At 55.7% G+C, this 26,011-nt stretch carries 23 protein-coding genes; 7 read left to right on the forward strand and 16 right to left on the reverse strand.

The genetic code is table 11. The features are described 5' to 3' along the window. Nucleotides 1-256: 256 nt before the first annotated feature. On the forward strand, nucleotides 257-601 hold the full coding sequence (locus tag WFK85_RS04310) for a YejG family protein (protein WP_008459886.1): 345 nt from the start codon (nucleotides 257-259) through the stop codon (nucleotides 599-601). 3 nt (nucleotides 602-604) lie between these two features. On the opposite strand, the gene yejF is transcribed toward WFK85_RS04310, so the two are convergent. The 13 genes from yejF to WFK85_RS04375 all read right to left on the reverse strand — a co-directional run bounded on the left by yejF (nucleotide 605) and on the right by WFK85_RS04375 (nucleotide 16,278). Next, nucleotides 605-2,194, reverse strand: a complete 1,590-nt coding sequence (gene yejF / locus WFK85_RS04315; protein WP_166991015.1) for a microcin C ABC transporter ATP-binding protein YejF — start codon at nucleotides 2,192-2,194, stop codon at nucleotides 605-607. Between the two features lie 2 nt (nucleotides 2,195-2,196). Further along, nucleotides 2,197-3,222, reverse strand: coding sequence for a microcin C ABC transporter permease (locus tag WFK85_RS04320; RefSeq protein ID WP_166991018.1), 1,026 nt, complete (start codon nucleotides 3,220-3,222; stop codon nucleotides 2,197-2,199). After that, on the reverse strand, nucleotides 3,219-4,316 hold the full coding sequence (locus tag WFK85_RS04325; protein WP_166872295.1) for a microcin C ABC transporter permease YejB: 1,098 nt from the start codon (nucleotides 4,314-4,316) through the stop codon (nucleotides 3,219-3,221). The genes WFK85_RS04320 and WFK85_RS04325 overlap by 4 nt, the downstream gene beginning before the upstream one ends. A gap of 1 nt (nucleotide 4,317) precedes the next feature. Further along, nucleotides 4,318-6,117 (reverse strand): extracellular solute-binding protein, encoded by a 1,800-nt coding sequence (locus WFK85_RS04330; protein ID WP_442892229.1) that lies wholly within the window; start codon nucleotides 6,115-6,117, stop codon nucleotides 4,318-4,320. 132 nt (nucleotides 6,118-6,249) lie between these two features. After that, nucleotides 6,250-7,830 (reverse strand): cyclic di-GMP phosphodiesterase, encoded by a 1,581-nt coding sequence (locus tag WFK85_RS04335; RefSeq protein WP_336706957.1) that lies wholly within the window; start codon nucleotides 7,828-7,830, stop codon nucleotides 6,250-6,252. A gap of 251 nt (nucleotides 7,831-8,081) precedes the next feature. Next, the gene (gene mepS, locus WFK85_RS04340; RefSeq protein ID WP_039295455.1) at nucleotides 8,082-8,648 is read right to left on the reverse strand and encodes a bifunctional murein DD-endopeptidase/murein LD-carboxypeptidase; all 567 of its coding nucleotides are present in this window, start codon (nucleotides 8,646-8,648) and stop codon (nucleotides 8,082-8,084) included. A 420-nt stretch (nucleotides 8,649-9,068) separates the two neighbouring features. Next, nucleotides 9,069-9,773 (reverse strand): phosphatase PAP2 family protein, encoded by a 705-nt coding sequence (locus WFK85_RS04345; protein WP_166991030.1) that lies wholly within the window; start codon nucleotides 9,771-9,773, stop codon nucleotides 9,069-9,071. Nucleotides 9,774-9,818: 45 nt separating this feature from the next. Continuing rightward, entirely contained in the window at nucleotides 9,819-10,796 is a 978-nt protein-coding gene (locus WFK85_RS04350) for a CobW family GTP-binding protein (protein ID WP_336706960.1), read from the reverse strand. Nucleotides 10,797-10,946: 150 nt separating this feature from the next. Next, complete coding sequence (locus WFK85_RS04355) at nucleotides 10,947-12,413, reverse strand: mannitol dehydrogenase family protein (RefSeq protein ID WP_336706962.1); 1,467 nt, start codon at nucleotides 12,411-12,413, stop codon at nucleotides 10,947-10,949. A 190-nt stretch (nucleotides 12,414-12,603) separates the two neighbouring features. Further along, a complete protein-coding gene (gene yeiP / locus WFK85_RS04360) occupies nucleotides 12,604-13,176 on the reverse strand; it encodes an elongation factor P-like protein YeiP (protein ID WP_008459912.1) in 573 nt (190 codons plus the stop codon). A 164-nt stretch (nucleotides 13,177-13,340) separates the two neighbouring features. Then, complete coding sequence (locus tag WFK85_RS04365; protein WP_008459914.1) at nucleotides 13,341-13,601, reverse strand: DUF2534 family protein; 261 nt, start codon at nucleotides 13,599-13,601, stop codon at nucleotides 13,341-13,343. A gap of 60 nt (nucleotides 13,602-13,661) precedes the next feature. Then, nucleotides 13,662-15,728 carry a TonB-dependent receptor domain-containing protein gene (locus tag WFK85_RS04370; protein ID WP_336707010.1) on the reverse strand — a complete coding sequence of 689 codons (2,067 nt, stop codon included), beginning with the start codon at nucleotides 15,726-15,728 and terminating at the stop codon, nucleotides 13,662-13,664. Between the two features lie 109 nt (nucleotides 15,729-15,837). Then, on the reverse strand, nucleotides 15,838-16,278 hold the full coding sequence (locus tag WFK85_RS04375; RefSeq protein WP_166991045.1) for a DUF2946 family protein: 441 nt from the start codon (nucleotides 16,276-16,278) through the stop codon (nucleotides 15,838-15,840). A 133-nt stretch (nucleotides 16,279-16,411) separates the two neighbouring features. Here WFK85_RS04375 and WFK85_RS04380 point away from each other — a divergent pair, with 133 nt between their 5' ends. Further along, nucleotides 16,412-16,666 (forward strand): YkgJ family cysteine cluster protein, encoded by a 255-nt coding sequence (locus WFK85_RS04380; RefSeq protein WP_273968840.1) that lies wholly within the window; start codon nucleotides 16,412-16,414, stop codon nucleotides 16,664-16,666. Here WFK85_RS04380 and setB read toward each other — a convergent pair. Continuing rightward, nucleotides 16,663-17,847 carry a sugar efflux transporter SetB gene (gene setB / locus WFK85_RS04385; RefSeq protein WP_213712712.1) on the reverse strand — a complete coding sequence of 395 codons (1,185 nt, stop codon included), beginning with the start codon at nucleotides 17,845-17,847 and terminating at the stop codon, nucleotides 16,663-16,665. The two genes, WFK85_RS04380 and setB, sit on opposite strands and share 4 nt — an antisense overlap. Nucleotides 17,848-18,233: 386 nt before the next feature. On the opposite strand from setB, the gene fruB reads away from it, so the two are divergent. From fruB to fruA, 3 genes are read left to right on the forward strand one after another with little or no spacing between them, the layout of a single operon-like run. After that, nucleotides 18,234-19,364 (forward strand): fused PTS fructose transporter subunit IIA/HPr protein, encoded by a 1,131-nt coding sequence (gene fruB / locus WFK85_RS04390; protein ID WP_008459922.1) that lies wholly within the window; start codon nucleotides 18,234-18,236, stop codon nucleotides 19,362-19,364. Continuing rightward, on the forward strand, nucleotides 19,364-20,302 hold the full coding sequence (gene fruK, locus WFK85_RS04395; RefSeq protein ID WP_008459923.1) for a 1-phosphofructokinase: 939 nt from the start codon (nucleotides 19,364-19,366) through the stop codon (nucleotides 20,300-20,302). The genes fruB and fruK overlap by 1 nt, the downstream gene beginning before the upstream one ends. Nucleotides 20,303-20,318: 16 nt before the next feature. Further along, entirely contained in the window at nucleotides 20,319-22,007 is a 1,689-nt protein-coding gene (gene fruA / locus WFK85_RS04400) for a PTS fructose transporter subunit IIBC (RefSeq protein ID WP_166991057.1), read from the forward strand. A gap of 49 nt (nucleotides 22,008-22,056) precedes the next feature. Here the strand turns inward: fruA and nfo are convergent, their stop codons facing one another. Together nfo and WFK85_RS04410 are read right to left on the reverse strand one after the other, a co-directional pair. Continuing rightward, nucleotides 22,057-22,914, reverse strand: coding sequence for a deoxyribonuclease IV (gene nfo, locus WFK85_RS04405; RefSeq protein ID WP_008459928.1), 858 nt, complete (start codon nucleotides 22,912-22,914; stop codon nucleotides 22,057-22,059). 86 nt (nucleotides 22,915-23,000) lie between these two features. After that, entirely contained in the window at nucleotides 23,001-24,050 is a 1,050-nt protein-coding gene (locus tag WFK85_RS04410) for a YeiH family protein (protein ID WP_008459930.1), read from the reverse strand. Nucleotides 24,051-24,174: 124 nt separating this feature from the next. Here WFK85_RS04410 and yieE point away from each other — a divergent pair, with 124 nt between their 5' ends. Beyond that, nucleotides 24,175-25,041, forward strand: a complete 867-nt coding sequence (gene yieE, locus WFK85_RS04415) for a DNA-binding transcriptional regulator YeiE (RefSeq protein WP_008459931.1) — start codon at nucleotides 24,175-24,177, stop codon at nucleotides 25,039-25,041. A 184-nt stretch (nucleotides 25,042-25,225) separates the two neighbouring features. Beyond that, nucleotides 25,226-26,011: a transporter substrate-binding domain-containing protein gene (locus WFK85_RS04420; RefSeq protein ID WP_166864868.1), complete on the forward strand. Its 786-nt coding sequence runs from the start codon at nucleotides 25,226-25,228 to the stop codon at nucleotides 26,009-26,011.

Raw genomic sequence — 26,011 nt, forward strand, 5'->3', positions numbered from 1 at the left:
GTTTCGCATATGTAAAAGGCTCAACTGTAAAAAGTCACAACTTTGTAGTTAAAAAGGTTGAGTTAGATCTCAGAAAGCGATACATATAGCGCCGAAACGCGTGCCATAGCACAAAAATAAAGCGTTAGTTTTGAAATCTCTACATGAGATGTGAGCCGTTTTAATGCTCGTTTAAACGCAATTTATCAACATTGTGTTAACCTTTGTGTAAAGAGTTTGAGATAAATTGCCGATTGGAACTTCCGGGGAAATGAAATTGAACACCATACAACTGTCCATCGTGCATCGTTTGCCGCAGAGCTACCGCTGGTTGACGGGTTTTGCAGGCTCCAGAGTTGAACCGATTCCGCAAAATGCGCAACAGGATGACGATTGCCTGATTGGCCTGAAGCTGCTTAGCCCGGACGGGGAAAAAGCGTGGCCAATCATGGATACGCTCAGCCAGGCATTAAGCGATATTGAAGTGGACAGCTCCGTCGTGGAGTGTGAAGGCGAGCCGTGCCTGTTCGTTAACCTGCAGGACGAGCTGGCGGCAACCTGTCGCCTGAAAAACGTGGGCGTTGCTATCGCTGAATCTTTTTCCAGCCATAACCCTTTCTGAATCTCAGGCGAGCGCCAGAAGCTGACGCGTGTAGTCGCTTTGTGGGGCGCTAAAGATCTGCCTGCAGTCTCCCTGTTCGACCACTTCTCCCTGACGCAGTACCACCATCTGATGGCAAAGTGCTTTCACTACCTGTAAATCATGGCTGATGAAGATATAAGCCAGGCGGTGTTTTTCCTGCAGAGATTTTAGCAGCGTCAGAATCTGAGCCTGAACCGAGCGATCGAGCGAAGAGGTCGGTTCATCCAACACGATAAGCCGCGGCTGCAAAATCAACGCTCTGGCGATAGCGATGCGCTGGCGCTGGCCACCGGAAAACTCAGCCGGGTAGCGGTGGAGCATATCCGCCTGTAGCCCGACCTCTTCCAGCGCCTGAACCACTTTGGCCTTACGTTCTGCGGCGTTTAACGCCGGATGATGCACCCGCAGGCCTTCCTCTACAATTTGCAGCACATCCAGGCGTGGATTCAGTGCCGAATTAGGATCCTGGAACACCACCTGCACCTGGCGGCGCAGCGGCAGCAGCTGCTTACGGTTGAGCTGGTGGAGCGGCTGGCCGTCAAACCAAATAGTGCCCGTGGAATGAATCAATCGCAGCAGCGCCAGGCCGGTGGTGCTTTTGCCCGATCCTGATTCCCCAACCAGCCCTAGGCTTTCTCCTGGCCGCAGTTCAAAGCTAAGATTTTTAAGCCCGTAGTGGTGTCCCACCGTTCTTTTCAGCAGGCCCCGGCGAATGGGAAACGCAACCTGCAGATCCTCAACTTTGAGCAGGGGAATAACGTCTGCTGCCAGCGGCACCGGGTCGCCGGACGGTTCAGCGTTCAGCAGCTGTTGGGTATAGGGATGCTGTGGATGACTGAACAGATCGGTGGTGGGCTGTTGCTCCACGCATTTGCCGTGACGCATCACCGCCACGTTGTCCGCCAGCTTTTTCACGATACCCAGGTTGTGGGTGATAAACAGCAGGCCCATATTCAGTTCCTGCTTCAGCTCTTGCAGCAGCTGCAGGATCTGCGCCTGAACCGAAACATCCAGCGCCGTCGTCGGCTCATCGGCAATCAGCAATTCAGGGCGAGTCAGCAGCGCCATCGCAATCATTACGCGCTGGCGTTCGCCGCCGGACAACAGGTGAGGGTAGTCCTGGAGCCGGGTCGCAGGGTTGCGAATGCCCACGCGATCGAGGCAGGTGAGGATCTCCGCGCGAGCAGGTTCAGGCCGCATTCCCCGGTGGAGAGAGAGCACTTCATACAGCTGTTTTTCGAGGGTGTGCAAAGGATTGAGCGACACCATCGGTTCCTGAAATATCATTGCGATTTTGTTGCCGCGCACGCCACGCAGCGTCTTTTCCGGTGCGTTTAGCAGGTCTTTGCCGTGAAACAAAATTTCCCCGGAGGGATAAACCACCGGCGGAGACGGCAGCAGGCGCAGCACTGAAAGCGCCGTCACGCTCTTGCCTGAGCCAGACTCGCCGACCAGCGCAAGGGTTTCACCCGCTTCCACCCGAAGCGAAACCGAGTCCACCACCTGCCGCAGGTTTTTGCCCTGCTGGAAAGCAATAGAAAGATCGTTGATAGCGAGAAGCGGAGTGGTCATGGTCAGCGCGCCTTAGCCGGATCAAAGGCGTCACGAACCGCTTCGCCAATAAAAATTAACAGGGAGAGTAAAATGGCCAGAGATAAGAACGCGGAGATGCCCAGCCACGGTGCCTGAAGATTATTTTTGCCCTGAAGCACCAATTCCCCCAAAGAGGGCGACCCCAGCGGCAGACCAAAACCGAGGAAATCGAGCGAGGTCAATGTCGTTATCGACGCACACAGAATGAACGGCAGGAAGGTCAGGGTAGCCACCATGGCGTTGGGCAGCATATGCCGGGTCATGATTGACCAGTCGCTGACGCCCATCGCCCGCGCCGCGCGAATATAGTCGAAGTTGCGGGTGCGCAAAAACTCCGCCCGCACAACGCCCACCAGTCCCATCCAGCCAAACAAAACGGTGATACCCAGCAGCCACCAAAAATTGGGCTGTACCACGCTGGAGAGCATGATGATCAAAAACAGCGTCGGCATGCCGGACCAGACTTCAATCAACCGTTGTCCCCACAGATCAATGCGTCCGCCGTAGTAGCCCTGTACCGCCCCGGCCAGCACGCCAATGATGCTGGAGAAAAAGGTCAGTAACAGGCCGAAGAGCACGGAAATGCGCGTGCCGTAGAGGATCCTCGCCAGCACATCGCTGCCGTTGGCGTCGGTCCCAAGCCAGTTTTGTGCGCTGGGCGGCGAAGGAAAAGGGACATTGCTGGCGTAGTTGATGGTGTTGCTACTAAAACGGATCGGCGCCCAGAGGACCCAGCCTTTTTCATTCAGGCGTTCCGTTAGCCAGGGATCCTGGTAGTCCGCAGGGGTTGAGAGCGGGCCGCCAAAATCACTTTCGCTGTAGTTCTTCAGCGCCGGGAACCAGAGTTTGCCCTCGTAGTTCACCACCAGCGGGCGCTCATTGGCGACCAGCTCTGCGCCCATGCTCAGGACAAAAATCAGCGCAAAGATCCACAGCGACCAGTAGCCGCGACGGTTCTGACGAAAGCGCGCCCAGCGCGCCTGGTTTACCGGGCTTAATCGGCTCATCCGCGTCCCTCAAAATCGATACGGGGGTCGACCAGCGTGTAGGTGACATCGCTGATGATGTTGGTCAGCAGGCCAATCAGACTAAAAATATAAAGGGTGCCGAAAATTACCGGGTAGTCGCGGGAAATTGTGGCTTCGTAGCCCAACAGGCCCAGCCCGTTAAGGGAGAACATCACCTCAATCAGCAGCGAGCCGGTGAAGAACATGCTGATAAACGTCGCCGGGAAACCGGCAATCACCAGCAGCATCGCGTTACGAAAGACGTGGCGATACAGAATTTTTTTCTCATCCAGCCCTTTGGCTCGCGCCGTCACCACGTATTGCTTGCGAATTTCATCGAGAAAGGAGTTTTTCGTCAGCATGGTTAACGTGGCAAAGCCGCCGATAACCGTCGCCAGCACCGGCAGCGTGATGTGCCACAGATAGTCAGTGATTTTGCTGTACCAGGGCAGGGCGTCAAAATTGGCCGACGTTAGTCCTCGCAGCGGGAACCAGTCGAGATAAGTCCCGCCGGCAAACAGCACAATCAGCAGGATGGCAAACAAAAATGCCGGAATGGCGTAGCCGATAATAATGAAAATGCTGCTCCAGATATCAAAGCTGCTCCCGTTGCTGACCGCCTTACGGATCCCCAGCGGAATCGACACCAGATAAATAATCAGCGTGCTCCACAGTCCGATGGAAATGGAAACGGGGAGGCTGTCTTTTATCAGCTTAATCACCGAGGAGCTACGGAACAGGCTGTTGCCAAAGTCGAAACGCAAGTAGTCGCCGAGCATAGTGAAATAGCGCTCGTGTAGCGGTTTGTCGAACCCGTAGCGATGCACAATATCGGCAATGACTTCCGGGTCAAGGCCGCGGCCCCCACGATACTGGCTGCTGGTGGCGTCACCCACGCCCGTTCGGGCATGACCGCTGCCCATAGCGTCGTTGCTCATGCCCGGCATGCCGGTTGTGTGGCCCATTTGTATTGCGGCAATGGCCTGATCCACCGGCCCACCAGGGGCAATCTGCACGATGAAAAAGTTGATGGTGATGATTGCCCACAGCGTGGGAATGATAAGCAGCAAACGCCGCAGAATATAAGCGCCCACGTTATTCCCCCTGACGCCGGTCGGCGGGCAGCTTCGCCGCTTTGTTGACGTCATACCACCAGTTATCAAATCCGGTGCTGTAGAGCGGATGAATGGCGGGGCGGGAGAACTTATTCCACCAGGCCAGGCGGTCGGCCGACATATACCACATCGGCAGCATGTAGTTGTTCCAGGTCAGCACGCGGTCAAGGGCACGGCCCAGCGGCAGCAGTTTTTTCTTGTCGCCCTGGTTGGCGATAATCATCTCAATGAGCTTGTCGACCACCGGGCTTTGTACCCCTGGCGCGTTATAGCTGGAATTGATGTACTCCGAGGCCCAGATAATTTGCAAATCCGGGCTTGGGTAAGGCATTGCGCGGTATAAACTTGGCATCATGTCGTAGTCGCGGCTGCGCAGGCGGCTTGAAAGCTGCGAGTTATCGACCTGGCGGATATTCATGGTGATGCCCAGGCGCTGCAAATTGCGCTGGAAGGGGAGGATCCATTGCGTGTTGCCGGCCGTGCCGGTCAGCAGTTCGAACACAAACGGCTGGCCGGTGCTGACATTCACCAGCTTCTGGTCTTTTAACGCCCAGCCCGCGTCTTTAAGCAGGCTGAGCGCCTTGAGCAGATTTTCGCGGTCAAACCCGCGTCCGTCTGATTTCGGCGGGTTATAGATTGAGGTGAAGACCTCCGGCGGGAGATCCTTTTTCATCGGCGCCAGCAGCATCAGTTCGTCGGCGTCCGGGTAACCGCGAGCGGCGTATTCCGTATTCTGGAAATAGCTGTTGGCCCGGCTGTATGCGCCATAAAACAGCGCCTTGTTCATCCATTCGAAATCAAAGGCCAGGCCGATGGCTTCCCTTACCCGGCGGTCGCTGAAAAGGGGGCGCTGGATGTTAAACGCCAGCCAGCGGGTGTCCTGGGCGGATTCGTTTTTCTGCTCGTCTTTGACGATGTAATGGTTGCTGAAGTTTTTCCCGATGTAGCGCGTGGCCCAGTTTTTGGCTGAGACTTCAGTGCGATAATCAAATGCCCCGGCCTTGAACGCCTCAAAAGCCACGTCATCATCGAGATAATAGTCGTAGCGGATGGTATTAAAGTTCCAGCGCCCGCGGTTTACCGGCAGGTTTGCCGCCCAGTAATCCCGCACTCGCGTATAGGTAATGTATTGCCCCATTTTCCAGTCGGTGATTTTATAGGGCCCGCTGGAAAGCGGTGGGGCAGAGAGCGGGTCGCTCAGCTTATGATCCTTCCAGAACTTCTCCGGGAACACCGGGAGCGAAAACAGGCCCAGCATCCGGTCTTTGCTTGGTGTGGCAAGCTCAATACGCACGGTGAGCGGCGCAATGGCGCGTACCGTTGCCCCTTTGTAAATCAGGCGGAACTGCGGCACGCCTTCCGTCATGAATTTATTGAAGGTGAAGGCGACATCCTCGGCGGTAATCGGACTGCCGTCCTGAAAGCGGGCGCGCGGGTTAATGGACACTTCCGCCCAGGCAAAGTTGGACGGGTAGCGGGCCATCTCGGCAATCAAAGGATAATAGCTGCCGGGTTCGTCATCGGAAGTGGTGAACAGGGTGTCATACAGCGTGTCGGTGCGAACGCCCGGATTACCCCGCATGGCAAAGCGGTTGAAGTTATCAAAAGTGCCAATGGCCGAGAGCGTGATATTGCCGCCCTTGGGGGCTGCGGGATTGACGTAATCGAACTGCGTGAAGTTGACGGCATATTTAGGTTCGCCCAGGACGGCAAAAGAGTAGCTTTCGTTTATCTCTGCGGCGCGTGGCGTAAGGGAAAAGGTGCTCAGGCAAAGCAGCATCAGTGCACGTACAGCTTTTGTCATCTTCATTCCTTGCCCGGTGGGTGGGAAAGCGCAGGCGTCACGCTGCCGCGCCCGGTAAACCCATGATGGTTAATCATAAGTTAGCCAGTGAAGATTGCGCAATGCCTGTCAGTCTTTCAATTCGTCATAAAGCGAGTGGGAAGGATTCCAACTGACAAGCTGGCTTAAGGTCAGAGGGCGGCTGAAGTAATACCCCTGCAGGAAGTTACAGCCGCGTTCGATAAGCCATTTCGCCTGCTCCGGCGTTTCTACCCCTTCCGCTACCGTGTTCATATTCAGGCGCTGAGCCAGCGTCAGCACGGCGTCCAGCACCGGCGCGGTCACCGTTTCCATACCGATAGAGTTGACGAAGCCGCGGTCAATTTTCAGATAATCCAGCGTAAAACGCTCGAGGTAAATCAGGGCGCTGTGGCCAGTGCCGAAGTCATCCACCGCAATTTCAAATCCCTGTTCGTGCAGCCAGGCGAAAATGCCCATCGCCTCTTTTTCTTTCAGCATGTCGCGTTCGGTTATCTCAAACACTAACTGAAAATGGTGCGGCGGCAGTGACGCGGCGAAGGCCTGAATGTCCTGCTTAAACGTCGGGGAGTGAAGGTGGCTTGGGGCGAGGTTCACGCCGAGCTTGGCCCCGGCGGGCAGAACTTTTTGCAGCGTGGGCGCGTCCCGGGCAATCAATTCAAACAAATGGCGCGTGAGTGGCACAATCAACTGCTGAGCTTCGGCAAAGCCGATAAACGCATCCGGGGGGATCATACCCGCCGTTGGGTGCTCCCAGCGCATCAGCACCTCTATGCCACGCATCTGCAGAGCCTGTGAGTCGACAACGGGCTGGTAAACAACAAAAAACTGCCCCCGCTTAATGCCGGTAAGAATTTCTTTCCCCGCCCGTACTTTGACCGACAGAAAGTAACCGCACAGCGCAGTGCTCAGCAGGCCGGATAATAGCCCGGCCAGAATGGCCAGTTGAATATCCTCCAGCGGCCACGGGGTACCATAAATGTAGAGTTTAATCGGGTAACCATTAAGGACTGAGATTCTGGTGGGCGAGGGGGGAAGCTCATCGGTATTTATCACGTCCGGTGAATAGGATGTGAGCGCCTTGTTGCCCACCACCAGGGCCATGGAGCTGATGTCCTGCTGACGGGAGGTGAAAACCAGGTAGGGCGTAAGATTGACGTTTAGGGTGGTAAAAACGCCGCGCCCCGAGGCCTGCGGGTTAAGAAACCAGGCGGCAATCACCGGCTTGCCCGGCATCATTGGCGTGCCGTTCATAATCGCCAGGTCGACGGTTTTATTGATATTGATCTCGGGTTCCAGCGCATCCATCGACATTTCCATGTTGCCGGTGGCGGAAGAACAGTAGGCAATGCCGTTACGCACCAGCAAAAAGGCTCGTACGTTAGGATTAAAAGCCGCACGAGAAGTCAGTTCGCCGCTGACCCTTTCACACTCGTTCATGGTTAAAGGCTGGATACCCTCGGCGGTGGCGTGAAGTTCTTTAAAAAAGGTATCCAGGTAGTTACTGATGTCGCGAGAGAGGAGGTTATAGGCGGACTCACGCTTTGAATGGAGCGCCAGGCTGGTTAGCCCACCGATAAATAATGCGGCAAATAATCCCATTAGCAGGCTAAACGCGACTATCTGCTTTGGGGTGCTAAAGTAGCGTGAAAAAATGTTTCTATAAGACATGGAATTATGAGTCCCGCAGGGGTAAGCGAATCATCGTTTGTTTTGTGCTTTTTTCTGACTATAACCCATAACCAGGAAATTGTTTAACTTGTTTCACAGGGTAACTATTTCATCTTTCAATTTTAAGAGGAAAGAGTAACCGTCTGAATTTTAGGCATAAAAAAACGCTGCATTGGCAGCGTTTTTAACGTTGGTGGCTTTGCTGAGTAGCCAAGGGAATAACTCTCAACAAAACATATCTTGTGGCGGCGTTAGCTGCGGCTTAGCACCCGGCGCGCTTCGTTGTAACGCTTCTTCCAGTAAGGCTCGTCCATGCTGGAGATCACAACGCCGCTGCTGGTGGAAGCATGTACAAATTGGTTATTGCCAATGTAGATGCCTACGTGACGGCCAGTTGAGCCTGCACGGAACAGCACTAAATCACCGGTGCGTAACTTGTTACGCGAGACAGATTTACCGGACTCCTGCTGCTCAGACGTTGAGCGAGGCAGGGTTAAACCAAACTGTTCCTGGAAAGTGCGCTGCACGAAGGCAGAACAATCAATACCAGCTCTGCTGCTGCCGCCAAGACGGTAGCGTACACCTTTCCAGCTCGCGTATTGCTCCATAATGCGTGACTTCACGTCAACATTACGAACCATCTCTTCGAATTCATCCTGAGAGGCTTGCAGTAAAAAACCATCTTTTTCACCGACTGCATGCGTCTCAGAATGCATATTTGCTGTGTTAGTCGAACTACAGGCGGAAAGCATAACTGCCACCGCAATCGCGGGTATCGCCCGCAAGATGTATCTCAAAATAGGCTGAGATTTGACCATTTTGTTTGTTTTCCCTTGATGTCCTTAACGAATAATTCGTTATACAAAAATACCAACGTGACGAGACTAATTACCTAAAAGCCACGAGACAATTATTCATGCACAAAAATGTGGAACATCGCACACTTTTATTCACAGCACAAATAGATCAGCCGTAGAGCAAACTTTCCCGAGACTACCCGATAAAACCAGGCTATGCGAGCGTTTTTATTCTTATTTTTATAAGAAATTGTGATGATTCGTCGCGAAAGGTTATTTCGAACAAATGATCGGCAATGCTGCTGATTTTATCGTCAGGTCATTCAAATTGAAGCTGATTTTGTATGAGTAAATATTCATCTGGCTGTCATGATGCTGAAAAAATAAACAGAGGCCCGGGTGGGCCTCTGTTCGGTGACTATCTTCATCACTTATTAACCGTCAGCGGGACGCTTTATATTTTCCCGGAACAGTGCGGTTCAGTATAGAAATTAACCGGTCGCTGACTGGGGTTAATAGCACCCAGGGCAGGCCAACCAGAGCAATAGAGACTGACCCGACGTAGACATCGGTAAACCAGTGTGCGCCTATCATTATTCTTGGCGAAGAGAAGATAAAGAAGATCGCGAGGGCAATAAGAAACGCTCGTGGGCCGAAATAACGCAGCATAAAACCGGTGAAGATAAGCAGCATCAGGCCGTGATCGCCAGGGAAGCTATCGCTCGAGGCGTCTTTCGTCGGGAAGTGCAGCAGTTCGCTGACGCGATGAATGTCTTTAAAGTACAGCGTAGGGCTGGCGTGCACCACCGGGATAAGGTGGCCGAGCTGGTTGATGACCACGGCGCACAGCAGCATCACCACGCCCATCAGCACCAGGCGGCGGCGGCCAGCGGCGTCTTCATGCAGCCAGAACCAGGAAAACAGCGCGCCCATCGCCAGCAGCGAAATGCCGTCGAAGGCCCGGTTATTGGTGATGGCAATCAGCGTTAAAAAGGTATGGCTCTTAACCAATTCATTATTAAAGAAATGGAACAGCGTGGCGTCAATGTTGAACCAAAATCCATGGTTCTCTGGCAGGTACCAGCTAAAGAACAGGGCAATGCCCAGGAGGTTCAGCAGCAGGATAAGAGGGAGGCGATTAATCATGATACAGCTTCTAAATCTCATTCTGGGGGCGCGAAGGTAGACGCGCTAACTTAAACGTAAGCTCAACAGGCTGGCTTGCAGGACGTTCCAGTCGGGCTGAGCCGGGTGAATCAATTCGATGCGGCTGTCCAGCGGCGGCGAGGGTTGCGTTTCAATATGCAGGTCGTTGCCCTGGCGGTTGATACGTACCAGGCCTTCGGGAATACGCAACACGCCTTTGACTCGCTCAACCGGGGCAAGACGTGCCCACTCCAACAGGCCAATGGTGTCGAACACGGTTTCTTCATCGAAAATCCAGCCACAGGCGTAATAACCCTGCCCACTGTTCACGCTCCGGCGCCAGCGCTGATGCCCCGGCAGGCTCAGCGCAGCAAGACCATGAGGAACCGATTGGGCATGCTGGTGCTCAGGGCTTTGCGGCAGCTCGCGTTGGTTCTGTCTTGGTTTGTCGAGGAGCGCAATGCTGACGGCCCCTTTTTCTACGTGCATAAGTTCGCGGCTGTCGCCATTGTTTTGATACCAGCGCGCTAAAGCGGCCTGGCTTTCCGGCGTGGCGCGATCTTGCTTGTTGACTACAATGATGTCCGCCGCCGCAAGCTGATCGCGGAAGTTGTCATTATTCAGGGCTTTTTCATCCAGAAGCTGGCGCGAGTCGAGCAGGCAAAGCGTGGCCCGCAGGTCAATCCACGGCTGATATACGTCGGCGGTGAGCATGTCCAGGATTTGTTTTGGGTGGCCAAGGCCGGTAGGTTCAATCAGCAGGCGGTCGGGCTTGCCCTGGCGCAGCAGCGTATTGAGGCCGACCTGCATCGGCAGGCCGTTAACGCAGCACATACAGCCGCCAGGGATCTCTTTCAGCAGCGCGCCGCTATCTGCCAGCAGGGCGCCATCAATCCCCACTTCGCCAAATTCATTGACCAGCACCGCCCATTTTTCATCGGCGGGCTTGTTGGCCAGTAAGTGCAAAATGGTGGTGGTTTTACCGCTGCCCAGAAAGCCGGTAATTAAATTCGTTTTTGTCACGGTGACTCCGGGGGTTTACTGCCTGCAAACCACGTCAATCTATCAGTGATTATTCATTATTTACGCTGACTATCCTGACGACAACCCGGAGAAAAGAGAAGCCTTAACGCGGCTTACAGCACGGTAAGACTACGTTAAGCGCATTGATTGTTAACTTAAGTGCAAGTTTTCGACCGCACCGCGTGCGCCCAGGCGGATGAGTTGCTGCCAGGCTTGCCGCACGTTTTCGACAAATTTTTCGTTTTTGGGCAGGTCATCACCAAAAATTTCGTTCAGGCTGAGGAGGGCGCTGACGCGTTCGTTTTCGCCGCTGTCGCTCACCAGCATCTGGATTTTGCCCTGAAGCGGATCGCGAACGTCAATCGCATGGCCCTGTTCGTCGAGGCCGCTAACGTAGCGCATCCAGCCTGCGATCCCGAGCGCCAGGCATGGCCAACTGCTCCCGTTTGCCAGATGCCAGCGCACGCTTTCCAGCCAGCGCTGAGGAAGCTTCTGACTGCCGTCCATGGCGATTTGCCAGGTTCGGTGCTTCAGTGCCGGATTTGCGAACCGCTCGAGCAGGCTGGCGGCGTACTGATTCAGGTCGATGCCCCGAATGTTCAGCGTCACCGCCTGCTCCTGCAGCATCAGGTGCTTTGCTGCACGGGCAAAATGTTCGTCAGCCATACAATCATTAATATGCGGGTAACCGGCGAGGTAACCGAGATAAGCCATAAATGAGTGGCTGCCGTTGAGCATCCGCAGCTTCATCTGCTCGTAGGGCACCACATCGTCAACCATTTCCACCCCGACGGCTTCCCATTCCGGGCGACCGGCGACGAAATTATCTTCGACGACCCACTGAATAAACGGCTCGGCGGCAATGGCGCAGGGGTCTTGTACGCCCAGTATTTCCGCAATTTCCTGCAGCGATTCCTCCGTGGCCGCCGGAACAATGCGGTCGACCATGGTGCTGGGGAAGGTGACTTCTTTGGCAATCCATTCTGTCAGCCCGGCGCTTCGACTCGCGGCCATACCCAGAACGGCCTGGCGAACCAGGTGCCCGTTATCAGGAATGTTATCGCAGGATAAGACCGTAAACGGGCTAAGCCCACGCTCACGGCGACGGCTTAGCGCCTCCACAAGTATTCCTGGTACGGAATGCGGAGACTCCGGCGACGTCAGATCGTGAATAATCCGCTCATTGGTGGGATCAAGTTTTCCGCTGGCGGGATCGATGCAGTAGCCTTTTTCGGTCACGGTCAGGGAGACAATGGCGACCTGCGGTTCACAAAACTTCTCTATGATGGCTTCCATGCCATCCAGCCTCGCATTCAGGCATTCTTTCACGGCACCGATGACCCGCGCCTGGTTTCCCGCCGCCCCTTTTTCCAGCACCGTGAAAAGATGATCCTGTTGCCTGAGATCGTGCATCAGCTTATCGCCGTTAAACAGGCTGATCTCACAGATCCCCCAGTCGCCGCCCAGTTTGTTGAGCACCCGATCGGTGAGCAGGGCCTGATGCGCACGGTGGAAAGCGCCAAACCCAAAATGCACGATACGGGTTTTCAGCGCGCGGCGGTCGTAGTTTGGCCGTTGAACGGTATCCGGAAGTGAAGCAGTGGCAAGGGTATCCATAGAGTCGCATCCTGTGTAGGGAGGTGGGAATCTATGCAGTGTAAAGCTGTATGACAGGAAATAAAATTGGTCTGTTTGGTTAATCGCTTTTGTGTGATGTAGGTCTGATAATAAAGCAGGATGATGTAATTGGTATAATAACTTTGGTTGTGAGAACAAAAAAACGCTCCCGAAGGAGCGTCATTTATTATTAGTCTGCGCGGCCCATAGAGCGTTTTTCTGCGATATGAATGCGGATTTTTTCCCCGGCAACCATGTATTCCGGCACCTGAATCACCAGGCCGGTGGACAGCGTTGCTGGCTTGGTACGAGAGCTGGCGGAAGCGCCTTTGATGCCCGGAGCCGTTTCGATGATTTCCAGATCCACGGTCTGCGGCAGCTCCAGCGCCAGCAGCTGGCCGTCCCAGGTCAGAACCTGCATGTCCGGCATACCGCCTTCGGGAATGAACTGCAGCTCTTCTTCGATCTGGTCTTTGGTGAAGATGTACGGCGTGTAATCTTCTTTATCCATGAACACGTATTCGTTGCCGTCGATATAGGAGAAGTCAACGAAGCGGCGGGTCAGGGTGATGGTGTCAACGATATCATCACCTTTGAAGCGCTCTTCCACTTTCTGCCCGGTGCGAACATCGGAGAAACGCATCTTGTACAGGGTTGCTGCGCCGCGTGCGCTGGGAGCCTGGATATCAATGTCTTTAACAATCAGCAGCTTGCCGTTGTAATTGAGTACCATGCCTTTTTTGATTTCGTTAGCTCTTGCCATCGGTGTTTCCTGTCAAAAATTGAGATGCGAAAATATTGCGTCAAAGTACTCGTGAGGCGCGTTTCAGGCAAGTGGATTTAATAAAGAAGCACAAAAGTAAGGGGCTTAAGGCAAACGTGCCGACAACATCCTGCTTTGCCGACACGCTGGTGGCTTAACGCGCCTTAGCCGCGGCCATCCTTAGGCGCTAAGAAATAGAAAGCAAACGGCAGCGAACATAGAATAGTGAACATGATCGTGTAGATAGTGACCCACGCGCCCTGCATGATAAACATGTCCAGCGTCCACTGTTCCATTGGCCAGTTGTACTGCTCTTCCACGCCTTCAAAGGTCACCTTCGAAATAAGCGACACGACAATAGTGAAAACGATGGCAACCGCGATAAGGAACTTTTTACCTTCCGGCGTACGAAGTTTTGCAAGCATATCAGCCTCCTGGCTGGGAAATGATTAAGCGTAATGGCCCCGACAACCGGGGCCAGGTAATTAAAACGTGACGTTCACTTTGCCCCAGACCGTCCGGCCTGGTTCATTGACCGGGGTATTGGACGAATAGCCAAAGCTGCTATTGCCCGCCAGGTTCAAGTGTTCGCTGTAGGTTTTGTTCAACAGATTATCGACCCCTGCGCTGAGCTTGATGGCTTTGCTTAGACGGTAAGCCGCGTTGGCGGAAAAAATCGCAAAGCTGCTGCTTTTATCGAAGTCTTTCCCGACCACGTTACCCTCATTCAGCGCCACGCGATGCTGGCCGCTGACCAGCCGCAGTAGGCCGGTGCTGCTCCAGTCTCCTCGCTCCCAGATCAGGCCGAAGCGTGTTTCCAGCGGGGCTATTTGCGGCAGCGGCTGATGGTCACTGGTGTTTTGCCCCCAGGCATACGCCAGGCTTGCGTCCGCCTTCCAGGCTTCGGTCAGCGCGTAGCTCATGCCCATTTCGCCTCCCATAATGGTGGCGTCCACGTTATCTGCCTGACTGACGCGGGCGTTATTAGGGTCATAGCGGAAGAGAATAAAATCATTCACCCGGCCAAGGTAGGCGGAAACCCAGCTGTTGAAGCGCTCCCCGCTGTACTGGGCGCCAATATCCAGCTGCGTCGTTTTTTCTGTTTTCAGCTTATCGAAGACATTTTTAGTGCCGTCCGGCCCGTAGGTGGGGGAAAACAGCTCCCAGTAATCCGGGAAGCGCTCGGTGTAGCCCACGCCAGCGTACAGCATGACGGGGATATCGCTCAGCGTTTGTTCGTAGCGCACAAAACCTGCCGGTAGCGTTTTGCTCCGCACGCTGGCACCTGCGTCCGTATCATTATTGACGCGAGTTCGATCGAGGCGCGCGCCGCCGATAACTTTGCTGCTGTCGGTGGCATTCCAGGTCAGTTCGCTAAAGATACCTGCGTCCTGGAAACGGGCATCCTGCTTCCAGCCGGCGCCCTGTTTGCTGCGATGGGTGCTTTGCTGCCCGTCGATACCGCTGCGCAGTTCGTAGTCAGACCACAGCCACGTGCCCATCATGCGCCCGCCAACCGTGCGGCGATCGAGCTGCATCGCCATTGGCATATTCATGCTCATGGATGAACCCATGTCCATCGAACTGCCCATATCCATGCCCATCGAGGAGGCCATATGCCCGCCGGACATGCTGCTGGACATTGTTCCCGGCGAGCGGAGGGAATAGTTGTCCATAATATGATTGGCGTAGTTGTAGTAGACGCTGCTTTCAAACTTGTTGAACACCTCGCCGATGTTCGACATTTCAAAGCGCGCCCCGAGGCTGTCGCGCCTGAACTGGGAGCCGTCCATACTGCGGCCCGCGTAGCGGGCTTCACCGTTGCCTTTACCCGCCGTTAGCTCCAGCAATGTGTCTTTGTTAGGCGTCCAGCCCAGCGCAACATCGGCGTTCCATTTATCCCACTTTGAGGCCACCCGGTTGCCGCTGCCGTCTTCGTAATCGCCGGAGTGGGACTTATTGCCGATCAGGCGTAAATAGCCGTCCTCACTCCCCAGACTGACGTCTGCATTGCTGTCCCAGCGCTGGTTGGACGCTGTGAGCAGGCTGGCCGTGCCCTGGATGCCAGCTTTATCAAAGCGCGGCGGTTCCCTGTCGAAGCGGACGGTTCCCGCGGAGTTACCCGGCCCCCATAGCACGCTTTCCGGCCCTTTAATCAGCGTCAGCAGATCAAAGCTCTCCGGTGAAATATATGAACTTGGGGCATCCATTCTGGCCGGACAGGCCCCCGGCATTTCACCATTATTGGTCAGGATACGCAGGCGAGAACCGAACATGCCGCGAAAAACCGGGTCGCCGTTGGTGCCGCCGTTGCGGATTTGCGAGAAACCGGGGATAGTTTTCAGGTAGTCAGATCCGTCGCTGGCTGGCACAGGCTGACGCGGCGTTTTAGGGGACGTCACAACTTCCAGCGGTGATGATGCCGGAGAGGTGACGATCATCACGGCATCGTCCGGCATAGTCATCGTGTCATGCGAACCCGCCGCGATGGCTGCGGGAGAAGTGATAGCCAGCAGTATCCAGGATACCAGCGGCTTTAAATGTGTTTTCATCATTGCCTTACTGTCCTTCAGGCGTAACGTTGCCGCTCTTTATAAAAAGAACAGCTCGAGACAACGCTTCAGCGTCGCCTGCGGCATTACGCGGTTAATTATTGGTGTTTTAAGCGAAGTAACAGGCAGCAGAGGGCGGGGCGCGGGCCGGGTGAGGTGACCAGGGGCGAGAAATCGCCGCGCAGCAGAGTGCGATCACCGGCGTCCGGCGCACGCAAATCAACAATAACAGCAGTAAAACGGTGAGGCAGAATTCAATAAAAGGCAGGTGGATCAGCAGCTGGCAATAGCCGCAGGCGATTTCTTCTCCCGGCGACATGCCCGGGCCGGACATCAGCATATTGTGCGGCATTGACGCCTGAGGGCACGGTTCGGGCACAGGCATGTGATGGCCCATGTCAGACATGTCCATTGTCATCATCATGCTGCTGTGTTCGCAGGCTGAATGGTGCATCAGCGATTTTGAAATTACCGGTGCAATAAACAGCATGGCAACGGCAAGCAGCGCCAGCCAGCAGGCTGTTCGGTGAAAGTGATTGCGCCGTGACAAAACGTTACCGATCCGTAGTCGTTGTGGCGCAAGTGTATCCTGAAAGAAGGAATGATGTTAAATGAATTGTTAGATTGACGCAGGCAGTGGGTCTGCTATTGTCACGCACCTTTTGACGCCGGTGGAAACGTAAATGGATTGCCGTCCTGACTGCGGCGCTTGCTGTACTGCGCCTTCTATATCAACGCCTATCCCCGGTATGCCGGAGGGGAAGCCCGCCAACACGCCCTGTATTCAGCTGGACGAACGCCTGCGCTGCAAGCTGTTTGGATCGCCTTTGCGGCCTAAAGTCTGCGGCGGCCTCCAGCCTGCCAGAGAGATGTGCGGTACCTCACGCCAGCAGGCAATGACCTACCTGATCCACCTTGAAGCCGCGACGGCACCTTAAATATCTTTGATTTGGGCCATGCAATAAATACTGACGGCTATCATCCCCAGTGCGATGAAAAAGACGCTGTGATAGTTCCAGATCTCGGCCACCACGCCGGCGAGCGAACCGGCAATGATCCACCCTACGCGCGTGGTGTTGGTATACAGCGTGGTGGCGGCCCCTGCCTGGCCAGGCATAAGATCCTGAAAATAGATCATGCCGATCCCGGCCAGAATCCCGATAAAGATAGCGTTGAGCAGCTGCAGCCCCAGCAGCATATATTCATTGGTCAGCGTTACCATTCCGACATAGAAAAGCAACCCGGCGGCAACGGCAAAGCGCATCAGGAAGCGCTTACCGAAGCGTTTGGCGTAGTAGCCCGCAATCAGCATGGTCGGGATTTCCAACCCGGCTGCGGTGCCCATCATGATCCCGGCGAGCTTCTCCGGGAGGTGTAACTCATTGATGATGTAAAGCGGCATATTGATGATATAGAGGCTGTTACAGCCCCACATCATGGTACAGGCGGCGAACAGGAGCAGGGCGTCGCGGCGGTTGCGACGCGGTGACTCGAGCCGGGCTTCTGCTTTTGCCACCGGTTCTTTGCGCATGGACGGCAAAAAGAGCCACACCATCGCGCCGCAAATCACAAAGGCAAACGCCGCACTCAGGTACATCACCTTGAAGCCAAACCCCATCGCCAGCGCGTAGGCAATTGGCGGCCCAATCACCCAGGCAAGAGACACCTGTGCGCGGAGGATAGAGCTGAACATCACCGCTTCACGCCCGGTGCTGTCGGCATGCTCGCGGGCAAGCGCAAACATCTGCGGGTTGGCGGTGGAGCCGAAGCTGCTCAGAAACACCCCGACGAACAGCAAAATAAAGTAGTTACGGTTCCAGGCGAACAGGATGCAGCCCAGTGCACCGAGCAGGCAGCAGGCAAAAATCAGCGTTTTCCGGTCGCCTTTGCGGTCGGAGCGCCCGGCTAAAAACTGGCTCACCAGAATGCCAATCACCGCGCTGCCGGTGAAGAAAAAGCCGACCAGCGCAGGGCGAACGTGGACTTCATCGGTTAAAAACAGGCTTAGCGTTGGGGTTTGTAGTGCCCCGGCGATGCCGGTCAAAAAAGCCACAATCAGAAACGCGGTTGAGGTGAAGTCCAGAGGCTTACGGGCGGCGGTAACGGGAGCGTTTTGCATACTTTTGGACGGCAGGAAAAAGAATGCGCGGAGTGTACCCTCGTTACCCCTAAATAGACAGATTTACCCTTAAGTCCTGCGCGGGAACTCGCACAAATTATCCAGGAAACGAAGGCCGCTTTGGCGATACGTTGTCAAAGCTGAAATTTGCTGATGCCGGGTTGTAAACTGTTGCCAGTGTGCTGAACACCCGGCCTGCTAAACTGAAAATGTGCTGAAGCTCTAAATTTCGCAAACAGAAATGCGAGAAATGTTGCGTGTCATGCAGCATTAGCGCAACACTCCTTGAAACGTTTCAGCGTCATCTTTTTGCATCCCGCAGCTCGAGATGGCGCATTTTTTCTCAAGCTAGCTGAATCGTTTCAATTCAGCGAGAGAGGCGATCTATGTTCCAGTTATCTGTGCAGGATATTCACCCGGGCAAAGCTGCCGGGAGCAAAGAAGACGCTATCCGCCAGGTTGCCGCCGCCCTTGTGCAGGCAGGCAACGTCGGTGAAGGCTACGTCAACGGTATGCTGGCGCGTGAGCAGCAAACCACCACTTATTTAGGCAACGGGATTGCTATCCCGCACGGCACCACCGACACGCGCGATCTGGTGCTGAAAACCGGCGTTCAGGTTTTTCAGTTCCCGCAGGGCGTGGAGTGGGGCGAAGGGCAGACCGCTTACGTGGCGATCGGTATTGCGGCCAGTTCCGACGAACACCTTGGCCTGCTGCGCCAGTTGACGCATGTGCTGAGTGACGACGAAGTGGCTGCACAGCTGAAATCCGCCACCAGCGCGGAAGAACTCCGGGCGCTGCTGATGGGCGAGAAGCAAAGCAGCGCGCTGCTGCTGGACAACAGCCTGCTGGCGCTGAACGTCGAGGCCAGCGATTTGATGACGCTGCAGGCGCTGAACGCGGGCCGCCTGAAGCAGGCGGGTGCGGTTGATGCCGCTTTCGTCAGCAACGTGATTGCCGGTAATCCACTGTATCTCGGTCAGGGTATCTGGCTGAATGACAGCGCGGCAGGCAACCTGGCCAGCGCGGTTGCTGTCAGCCGTCCGGCGGCCAGTTTTGAAGCGGATGGAAACCCGGTTTCTCTCCTGATGACCGTCGCTGTGGCCGACGACCAGCCCTTGCAGGTGCTGAACCGCCTGAGCGACATGCTGATTGGCAACCGTGCCGACAAGCTTTTAACCGCAGATGCGCCGGCGTTGCTGACGCTGCTGACCAGCGATGATGCCCCGGCAGAAGAAGCGCTGAGCGCCGAGTTTACCGTGCGTAATGAACACGGCCTGCACGCCCGGCCGGGTACGGCGCTGGTTAACACCATAAAACAATTCAATAGCGAAATTACCGTGACAAACCTTGATGGAACCGGGAAACCGGCAAATGGACGTAGCCTGATGAAAGTTGTTGCTCTGGGTGTGAAAAAAGGCCACCGGCTGCGCTTTACCGCGCAGGGTGAAGATGCTGAACAGGCGCTGAAAGCGATTGGCGAAGCCATCTCTGAAGGACTGGGGGAGGGCGCGTAATGACCAGACGTGTAGCAACGATCACCCTGAACCCGGCCTATGACCTGGTGGGCTTTTGCCCGGAAATCGAGCGTGGAGAAGTAAACCTGGTGCGCACCACCGGTCTGCATGCGGCTGGCAAGGGCATCAACGTCGCTAAAGTACTGAAAGATCTCGGCATCGACGTGACCGTAGGCGGATTCCTCGGCAAAGACAACCAGGACGGCTTCCAGCAGCTGTTTAGCGAGTTGGGAATCGCCAACCGCTTCCAGGTCGTACAGGGCCGTACCCGCATCAACGTTAAGTTGACCGAAAAAGACGGGGAAGTCACCGATCTGAACTTTTCCGGGTTTGAAGTCACCGGCGCGGACTGGGAACGCTTTGTGGCGGACTCCCTGAGCTGGCTGGGCCAGTTCGACATGGTTTGCGTCAGCGGCAGCCTGCCTGCGGGCGTTTCCCCGGAAGCGTTCACGGACTGGATGACCCGTTTGCGCAGCCAGTGTCCGTGCATCATTTTCGACAGCAGCCGCGAAGCGCTGGTTGCCGGTTTGAAGGCGGCACCGTGGCTGGTCAAACCGAACCGTCGCGAGCTGGAAATTTGGGCCGGTCGCAAGCTGCCTGAATTGAAGGATGTGATTGAGGCGGCGCATGCGCTCCGTGAGCAGGGGATTGCGCATGTGGTGATTTCTCTAGGCGCGGAAGGCGCGCTGTGGGTTAACGCTTCAGGGGAATGGATTGCCAAACCACCCACCTGTGAAGTTGTTAGTACCGTTGGCGCAGGAGATTCCATGGTTGGCGGCCTGATTTATGGCCTGCTGATGCGCGAGTCCAGCGAACACACGCTGCGCCTTGCTACCGCCGTTGCGGCCCTGGCCGTCAGCCAGAGCAACGTAGGCATTACCGATCGTACACAGCTGGCCGCCATGATGGCTCGTGTCGACCTGAAACCTTTCCACTGACAGCAGGAGACAGGCAATGAAAACGCTGTTAATTATTGAACCGGGACTTGGGCAGGCGCGCGCGTATCTCGCGAAGACGCTGCTCGGTGCCGCAGCGCCAAAAGCGCACCTCGACATTATTGATAACCCGAACGATGCCGAACTGGCGATTGTCGTTGGCAACGCCATTCCCGCTGATACTTCACTGAACGGCAAAAAGGTGTTCCTGGGCGATATCGATCGCGCGGTGCAGCACCCGGAATTGTTCCTGAACGAAGCGAAAGGTAAGGCTCATACGTACACCGCCCCGACAGCTGTTGCAACCGCCCCAGCAAAAGGGCCGAAGCGTATCGTCGCCGTCACGGCCTGCCCGACCGGCGTGGCGCACACTTTTATGGCGGCGGAAGCCATCGAAACCGAAGCGAAAAAACGCGGCTGGTGGGTGAAGGTTGAAACCCGTGGTTCCGTTGGCGCAGGGAACGCGATTACCCCTGAAGAAGTGGCCGAGGCGGATCTGGTGATTGTGGCGGCGGATATTGAAGTGGATCTGGCTAAATTTGCCGGGAAGCCGATGTACCGCACGTCTACAGGCCTGGCGCTGAAGAAAACGGCTCAGGAGCTGGATAAGGCGCTGGTCGAGGCCAAACCTTACGAAGCCGCAGGTAAAGCCAGCGCGGCTCAGGAATCCGGCAAAAAAGAAAGCGCCGGGGTGTATCGCCATCTGCTTACGGGGGTGTCTTACATGCTGCCGATGGTGGTTGCGGGCGGCCTGTGTATTGCGCTCTCCTTTGCCTTCGGTATCACTGCCTTTAAGGAACCTGGTACGCTTGCCGCGGCGCTGATGCAAATTGGTGGTGGCTCTGCGTTTGCGCTGATGGTCCCGGTTTTGGCGGGGTATATTGCCTTCTCGATTGCGGACCGTCCTGGCCTGACGCCGGGTCTTATCGGCGGCATGCTGGCCGTTAGCACCGGTTCGGGCTTTATCGGCGGCATCATCGCCGGTTTCCTGGCGGGTTATATCGCGAAGCTGATTAGCTCGAAGCTGAAGCTACCACCAAGCATGGAAGCACTGAAGCCGATCCTGATCATTCCGCTGTTCTCAAGCCTGGTTGTTGGCCTGGCAATGATCTACCTGATTGGCACCCCGGTGGCTAAAATCCTGGCGGGCCTGACCCACTGGCTGCAAACCATGGGCACCGCGAACGCGGTTCTGCTGGGCGCGATTCTGGGTGGCATGATGTGTACCGATATGGGCGGCCCGGTGAACAAAGCGGCTTACGCTTTTGGCGTCGGCTTGCTCAGTACCCAGACCTACGCACCAATGGCGGCGATCATGGCCGCGGGCATGGTACCACCGCTGGCGCTGGGCCTGGCTACGCTGGTGGCTCGCCGTAAGTTTGATAAGGCGCAGCAGGAAGGGGGCAAAGCGGCGCTAGTGCTCGGGCTGTGCTTTATTACCGAAGGGGCGATTCCGTTTGCCGCCCGTGACCCGATGCGCGTGCTGCCTTGCTGCATCATCGGCGGGGCGCTGACGGGTGCGCTGTCCATGGCGGTTGGCGCGAAACTGATGGCCCCGCACGGCGGCCTGTTTGTCCTGCTGATCCCTGGCGCGATTACTCCGGTGCTGGGTTACCTGCTGGCGATTGTCGCCGGTACGCTGGTGGCGGGCCTGTCCTACGCCTTCCTCAAACGTCCTGAAACGGAGCTGGCGGCGAAGGTCGCTTAGTCTTCCGCTCAGCTAAAAAACGCCTCGCTAATGCGGGGCGTTTTTCTTTCTAAGCCGTCGCTTCCTCGTGCTGCTGTGCTTTAAGCCAGGCGATCTCTTCGGCCCAGATATCCGGGTTGGTAGTTTCCAGAATTAGCGGAATACCATCGAAACGGGCGTCACGCATGATCCAGCTAAACGGCGTGTGGCCGATATTCCCGAGGCCGAGGCTGTTGTGGCGGTCAACGCGGCTGCCAAACTCGCTTTTGGCATCGTTGAGGTGCATCCCGCGCAGGTATTTGAACCCGACGATACGTTCGAACTCACTAAAGGTTTTGTCGCAGTCAGCTTCTGTGCGCAGATCGTACCCGGCGGCAAAGGCGTGGCAGGTATCGATGCAGACGCCAACGCGGGATTTATCTTCCACGCCGTCAATAATCGCCGCGAGATGCTCGAAGCGGAAACCAAGGTTACTGCCCTGGCCAGCGGTGTTTTCGATGACTGCGGTCACGCCTTCGGACTTCTCCAGCGCAATGTTAATCGACTCCGCAATGCGCTTCAGGCATTCCTCTTCCGGAATCTGCTTCAGGTGGCTGCCCGGATGGAAATTCAATAGCGTCAGCCCCAGCTGCTGGCAGCGCACCATTTCGTCGATAAACGCCTCGCGGGATTTTTCCAGCGCATCTTCAACCGGGTGGCCGAGGTTTATCAGGTAGCTGTCGTGGGGGAGGATTTGGCCTGGGCCATAATGGTATTTTTCGCAGGCGCTCTTAAAGTTGTCGATAACTTCGCTGGTCAGCGGCGCGGCGCGCCACTGGCGTTGATTCTTGGTGAACAGGGCAAAAGCGGTGGCTTCCAGTTCGTGGGCGCGAATGGCGGCGTTTTCCAGGCCACCCGAGGCGCTAACGTGCGCTCCAATAAACTTCATCTGTCTTCTCCTGTTTCTTGACGGGCAAAACCCGCTATCGGTAGTCCGTCATGATAGCGGGTCAGGAGGCTTTTTTCCGTATTGAATTATGCTAACAGGTGATGAATTGCCAGGTTAATGGCCGCGCCGCCGACAATCAGCCAGATGAACAGCACCAGCGCCATAAGCAGCGGGCGAACCCCGGCTTTTTTCAGGGCACTAACGTGGGTCGTCAGGCCCAGAGCCGCCATCGCCACTGCCAGCAGGAAGGTATCCAGCGTGACCAGCACATTCACCAGCGCCTGTGGCAGGAAGTGGAAGGAGTTGAAGATCGCCACCACGATAAAGAGTATTGCAAACCACGGGATGGTGATTTTACCGGTTTGCGCCGAGCCAGCCGGTGCCAGAGATTTAACGCGGGCGGCCAGGAAAATCAGGAACGGGGCGAGCATCATCACGCGGAGCATTTTGGCAATCACCGCCGCATTTTCCGTTTCCGGGCTAATGGCGTGCCCTGCGGCAACAACCTGGGCAACTTCATGCATCGTTGACCCGGTGTAAATCCCAAAGGCTTCTGGCGTAAACCAGTGACTGACGAACGGGTAAATCATCGGGTAGATAAAGATAGCCAGCGTCCCGAAGATAACCACGGTGGCGACGGCCACGGTGACTTTACTGGCTTCGGCTTTCACCACCGGTTCGGTGGCAAGTACAGCCGCCGCGCCGCAAATACTGCTGCCCGCACCAATCAGCCAGCTGGTTTGTCTGTCCAGACCAAACACTTTCTGGCCGAGCCAGCAGGCGAGGGCGAAGGTGCTGCACAGCGTCAGGGCGTCAATCACCAGGCCGCTGACGCCAACGTCGGCAATCTGCGAAAACGTCAGGCGGAAGCCATACAGAATAATGCCGAGGCGCAGAAGGTGCTGCTTGGCGAACAGCACGCCGCCGTCGCACTGCTGCCAGATTTTGGGATACACGGTGTTGCCGATTATCATGCCGCACAGGATGGCGAGCGTCAGGGCGCTAAGGCCGACGCCGGCCACCGCGGGAATGTTGCCAAGCCATAACGCCAGGCCGGTAATGGCGGCGGAAAGCGCCAGCCCCGGTAAAAAATGCCACAGCGTGTGGCGGCGAGCTTGTACGGTGAGTACTGTCATAACCTTCTCCTCTGTCTTAGGGAAAAGGCTACGCCTGGCTGGCATAAAAATAAAATTGATTATATATTTATAATTAATCTTTATAAGTGGTAAGCGACGGCTGCCACCACAGGAAATCTCTCTTATGCATATCACGCTGCGGCAGCTGGAAGTCTTTGCTGAAGTGCTTAAAAGCGGTTCGACCACGCAAGCTTCCCAGATGCTGTCCCTCTCTCAGTCGGCGGTTAGCGCCGCGCTTGCCGATCTTGAAGGTCAGCTTGGGGTTCAGCTCTTTGACCGAGTGGGGAAGCGCCTCGTGGTAAATGAACACGGCAGGCTGCTCTACCCGCGAGTTGTCGGGCTGCTGGAACAGGCCGGTGAAATAGAACAGCTGTTTCGGGAAGATAACGGCGCGATCCGCGTGTATGCCAGCAGCACCATTGGCAACTATATTCTGCCGGAAATGATTGCCCGCTATCGCCGCGACTTCCCGAAGCTGCCGCTGGAGCTTAGCGTCGGCAACAGCCAGGACGTGATCAACGCGGTGGCGGATTTTCGCGTCGATATTGGCCTGATTGAAGGGCCTTGTCATATGGCGGAGCTGGTGACCGAGCCGTGGCTCGACGATGAGCTGGTGGTCTTTGCTTCGCCGGGCAACCCGCTGGTGCACCAGGCGGTAACGCTGGAAAGCCTGGCAAAGCAGCCGTGGATCCTGCGTGAGCGCGGCTCAGGCACCCGCGAAATCGTCGACTATTTACTGCTTTCGCATCTGCCAGAGTTTCAGTTGGGTATGGAGCTGGGCAATTCCGAGGCGATCAAACATGCGGTGCGCCACGGGCTGGGCATCAGCTGCCTGTCTCGCCGGGTGATTGCCGAGCAGCTGGAGAGCGGCTCATTGGTTGAAGTGGCTATTCCCCTCCCTCGTCTGGTGCGGACGCTGTACCGGATCCACCATCGCCAGAAGCATATCTCTAACGCGCTGCTGCGTTTTCTGCGCTACTGCGAAGCATAATGCACCAAAATCTTGCAGCTGCACCTGATTGGGGTGTGGCTGCGAGGCAACCTCCCGCCCGTTAACTTCTTTTTCACCGCAATGTAGCAGCGATCTTTGCGATTCATCGTCGTTGGCACATTAGTTGCAGAATTGAATTCAAAGAATCTTTTGTTTCAATCAGGCGACGAGGCTGCACATGACGATGAAAAAATGGTTGTTCTCTTTAGTTGGCGCAACGGTGCTGCTGGCTCAGGCCGGGGCGGTAATGGCCGATCAGCTGCAGGATATCGAAAAACGCGGCGTGCTGCGCGTAGCGGTTCCGCAGGATTTCCCGCCTTTTGGTTCAGTGAACGCTGACCTGAAACCTCAGGGTTACGACATTGATATGGCGGCTTACCTGGCAAAAGGTCTGAAGGTCAAGCTACAGCTGGTGCCGGTCACCAGCGCGAACCGCGTGCCATATCTGCAGACGGACAAAGTTGACCTGGTCATTTCCAGCCTCGGCAAGAACGCTGAACGTGAAAAAGTCATCGATTTTAGCCGCGCTTACGCCCCGTTCTTCCTTGGCGTGTTCGGGCCGAAAGATGGCGCAGTGACAGATGCTAAAGCGCTTAGTGGGAAAACCATTGGCGTGACCCGTGGCGCAGTAGAGGACATGGTATTAACCGACCTCGCGCCGAAAGACGCCGACGTGAAGCGCTACGAAGACAATAACACTACCATCTCCGCCTATCTTTCAGGCCAGGTGCAGTACATCGCCACCGGTAACCTCGTTGTGGCGGCGATTGCCCGCCAGAGCCCAGCCAAAGCGCCGGTCAGCAAATTTATGCTCAAGGATTCCCCTTGCTACATCGGGCTGAAAAAGAATGAACCTGCGCTGAAAGCGAAGGTGGACGAGCTGATTGGTGAGGCGCTGAAGGACAATACCCTGAACACCTTGTCGCAGAAATGGATGCAGGCGCCGCTGCCTGCCAACCTCGGCGCTTGA

The sequence above is a fragment of the Cedecea sp. VD22 genome, assembly GCF_037150195.1.
Taxonomy (GTDB): domain Bacteria; phylum Pseudomonadota; class Gammaproteobacteria; order Enterobacterales; family Enterobacteriaceae; genus Cedecea.